The sequence below is a fragment of the Dolichospermum sp. LEGE 00246 genome (genome assembly GCF_015207865.1).
GTDB lineage: Bacteria > Cyanobacteriota > Cyanobacteriia > Cyanobacteriales > Nostocaceae > Dolichospermum > Dolichospermum heterosporum.
Genome location: NZ_JADEWA010000515.1, coordinates 1 through 3,704 on the forward strand (window position 1 = coordinate 1; position 3,704 = coordinate 3,704).

A 3,704-nucleotide genomic window follows, 5' to 3' on the forward strand; every position below is an offset into this window, starting at 1 on the left:
GGGGTTGGGGGTGGGGTTCTTGTATTTCACTTAACCGATAACCGCTATAATAAAATTATCAAACTGAGTTAAAATTGTCATTTATGCGCCCCTTTAAAACCCCATCAAAAAGCGATTAGTGCGATCTTGTAGGTTGGGTTGACAATAGGAAACCCAACATTTCAAAGGTAAAAATGATAGTAGTGCGATCGCTAAAATCATTTTCAGAATTAAAAACCAAAAACGTAGAATCTCACGATCACAGGAGACAATCTAATGACAACAAGAGAAAGACTCATCCAAGAAATCTACCAAGTCCCTGAAGAAATAGTCGAAGAATTGCTTGATTTTTTATTGTTTACCCAAACTCGAAGAAATCAACAAAAAGAACAAAAAACGCCCAGACCTTACGCGCTTTGTCAGGGAGAATTTACTGTTCCTGCTGACTTTGATGATCCCTTACCCGATGAAATCTTACAGGACTTTGAAAACCCTTTATAAAAATTATGCGACTTTTACTCGATACTCATATTTTTCTCTGGTTTTTGAATGGTGATTCTCAACTTTCAAATCAATTTTGTGCAGAGATTAAAGACCCTAACAATAAGATATTTTTAAGCGTTGCATCTATTTGGGAAGCCATCATTAAATATCAAATAGGAAAACTTTTCTTTCCTCAATCTCCAGAAATATATTTAACAAAACAACGTATCCGTCATCAAATTGATAGCCTATCTATTGATGAAGAAAGTGTTGCACAATTAATTAAATTACCACCTCTACATCGTGACCCGTTTGATCGTCTGATAATTTGTCAAGCGATTCAGCATGACTTAACAATCATTACAGTTGATCAAAAAATTCTTCAATATCCTATTATTAATGTTTTAAAGTGAGAATTAAACAGAATGGAAATTACTAAATTATCAAATCAAGGTCAAATAACTACGTTTTACTCAAGCAGCAATTTTACAGTATGACCTAAAAATCATAGCTTACGAACCAAATAAAGAGGAGATTATCTCATGGAAAAACTAGCTAAATATCGCCAAATTGTCCGCGAGTTACTAATTTCTCATGCCACCACAAATGAGCCAAATATTGAATGTCAACTCATTTTTGATACAGAACATGATCATTATCAAATTCTCGATCTGGGCTGGCAAGGACTAAATCGTATTTATGCTTGTTATATTCATTTAGATATTAAAGACGGCAAAATCTGGATTCAACATAATATGACTGAAGCTGATATTGGTCAAGAATTAGTTGAAAAAGGAGTTCCCGCGTCAGATATTATTTTAGGTTTACATCCCCCCTATAAACGTCCTTTTAATGAACAAACTTGGTTAGATACTGTTGCAAATAACCCTAGTTTTGCTTTTCTGCATGATCCAGAAGAAGATATTTATACCCTGAAAGATGGACAACCTGTAGGTTATGAAGGGTAAAATCGTTTTAATTCAATTTCCCTTTGACGATTTATCTTCCAGTAAAGTCCGTCCTGCCTATTGTCTAACCAATACAATTTGAGCATATCAGCACATTATTTTTGCCCTAATCACCAGCCGTATTCCCGAAAATCCCCTTCATACAGATATTATTCTCAGACCAGAAAATCCAGATTTTATTATGAGTGGTCTTCGTAAATCATCAACCATCAGACTTGATCATTTGGTAACACTTCGATCCTCACTTATTCAGCGTGAGTTAGGCTCATTATCATTAAAGACTCAAACCTTAATTGTGGATATTTTGTGTGATATTCTACATTTCTAAAAAGCGTTCTGAGATTAATCCATACTAAAAACTATTCAGAGCATTACAGAGATGAATAAACTCAGAAACAAGGTAGTACAACCTTTGGAAGTCATCCCTGATGATAAATTACAAGAGGTTCTTAGCTTGTTAAATTATCTAGCTTGGCAAAGCGAAAATCCTCAAAATCAAGAAGATTAAGTGGCTTCTGTGCCGTTGGTTATCTCTTGTGAGACAATTTCTTTGTTGAATTAAAAATAATTCTTAAATCTATGAGCAATCAAACTTCTATTCCGGTTATTGTCAACGGTGCGGCTGGTAAAATGGGACGAGAGGTAATTAAAGCAGTAGCAGCAGCATCTGATTTGACTTTAATGGGTGCAATTGACACAACTCCTGAACATCAAGGTAAAGATGCGGGGGAATTGGCGGGTTTAAGTGAACCCTTGGAAGTACCAATTACGAATCAATTAGAGCCAATGTTGGCGTATGTGGCTGGGGAGAGACAGATGCAGCCGGGGGTATTAGTTGATTTTACTCATCCTGATGCAGTTTATAGCAATATTCGCAGTGCGATCGCCTATGGAATTCGTCCAGTTGTGGGAACTACGGGTTTAAGTCCGGCACAACTCGAAGAATTAGCTGATTTTGCCGAAAAAGCCAGTACCGGTTGTTTAGTTATTCCTAACTTTTCCATTGGTATGGTACTACTCCAAGAAGCCGCCCTCAGAGCTTCCCAGTATTTTGATCATGTAGAAATTATCGAACTCCATCATAACCAAAAAGCTGATGCTCCTAGCGGTACAGCCATTCAAACTGCTCAACTATTAGCGGAAATGGGCAAAACTTTTAATACTGCTATTGTGGAAGAAACGGAGAAAATACCCGGAGCTAGAGGCAGTTTAGCAGACGAAGGGATTAGAATTCATAGTATCCGCTTACCAGGACTAATTGCCCACCAAGAAGTAATTTTTGGCGCAGCAGGACAAATTTATACCTTACGTCATGATACAAGCGATCGCGCCTGTTATATGCCAGGAGTAATATTAGCCATTCGCAAAGTTAATCAGCTAAAGTCATTAGTATATGGGCTAGAAAAAATACTTTAACTGTTAGCAATTTTCGATTGGTGATTTTCCAATCCAAAATCTAAAATCCAAAATCCAAAATGTAAAATATGCTCGTTCCCTTAACTCGCCAAAAATTTGAACAAATCATCCCTCTAATTGCCTCTGGACCACAATATAAATACTATTGGGGGAAAGTAAGCAGTTTTGTGCAACGGATACTAATTTCTGTGGTGATCTTAGCTGTACTACTGCTGATACAATTCTTGTTTAGATTAGAATTTGGATTAATATTCTTTTTTGGGGTATTTGGTGCTTTCTTTTGGCTTTGGTATCCCATATTCCAAGCAAGTATACGCAATAGAAAATGCCGCCGTTACAAATACAGTGGCTTTTTTCGGGGACGAGTGTTAGACTGGTGGATTACGGATCGGTTAATGGGTAAACAGGAAACCGTGAATAGTAAAGGTGAGTTAGTCATCATCGAAAACCGCGAAAAGCGGATTAACTTAGAAATAGGCGACGATACAGGATTTACAGTGGAGTTTGAAGCTCCACTACGTAACGCTCATAAAGTCATTGCTCGTGGACAAATAGCTGAAATGGTGGTTATGTCCAATAGTTCTGATTTAAGCACTATTGAAGAATTCAGCGATATATATATTCCTAGTCGTGATTTATGGGTAAGTGATTACCCCTATGTCCGCAGAGACTTTTTCAACGAGGTTAGTGTGCGCTTGCGTGCAAATCAGGAGAGAAGACCCCGCCGTCGTTCGGGAAATAGGAGTCAGGAGTCAGGAGTCAGGAGTCAGGAGTCAGAAAGAAGAAGAAGGGAGTCGGAATAAAGAAGAAAGAAGAAAGAAGGAAAATTGCTCCCAACTCCCCCAACTCCCCCAACTC

General features: G+C 37.7%; 6 protein-coding genes and 1 pseudogene. All 7 read left to right on the forward strand.

The window, feature by feature from the left end; all coding sequences use genetic code 11:
* Positions 1 to 255 precede the first annotated feature (255 nt).
* Positions 256 to 480 (forward strand): DUF2281 domain-containing protein, encoded by a 225-nt coding sequence (locus IQ228_RS23150; RefSeq protein ID WP_027403258.1) that lies wholly within the window; start codon positions 256 to 258, stop codon positions 478 to 480.
* Between the two features lie 5 nt (positions 481 to 485).
* Positions 486 to 875, forward strand: a complete 390-nt coding sequence (locus IQ228_RS23155; RefSeq protein WP_027403259.1) for a type II toxin-antitoxin system VapC family toxin — start codon at positions 486 to 488, stop codon at positions 873 to 875.
* Between the two features lie 129 nt (positions 876 to 1,004).
* A pseudogene (locus tag IQ228_RS23160) lies at positions 1,005 to 1,313 on the forward strand (XisI protein); the annotation flags it as partial.
* A gap of 214 nt (positions 1,314 to 1,527) precedes the next feature.
* Positions 1,528 to 1,758, forward strand: a complete 231-nt coding sequence (locus tag IQ228_RS27510; protein ID WP_370566933.1) for a hypothetical protein — start codon at positions 1,528 to 1,530, stop codon at positions 1,756 to 1,758.
* 51 nt (positions 1,759 to 1,809) lie between these two features.
* Complete coding sequence (locus IQ228_RS27230; RefSeq protein WP_255549990.1) at positions 1,810 to 1,938, forward strand: hypothetical protein; 129 nt, start codon at positions 1,810 to 1,812, stop codon at positions 1,936 to 1,938.
* A 71-nt stretch (positions 1,939 to 2,009) separates the two neighbouring features.
* Entirely contained in the window at positions 2,010 to 2,846 is an 837-nt protein-coding gene (gene dapB, locus IQ228_RS23165; RefSeq protein WP_027403260.1) for a 4-hydroxy-tetrahydrodipicolinate reductase, read from the forward strand.
* Between the two features lie 68 nt (positions 2,847 to 2,914).
* A complete protein-coding gene (locus IQ228_RS23170; RefSeq protein ID WP_027403261.1) occupies positions 2,915 to 3,649 on the forward strand; it encodes a hypothetical protein in 735 nt (244 codons plus the stop codon).
* The last annotated feature ends 55 nt before the right edge of the window (positions 3,650 to 3,704 follow it).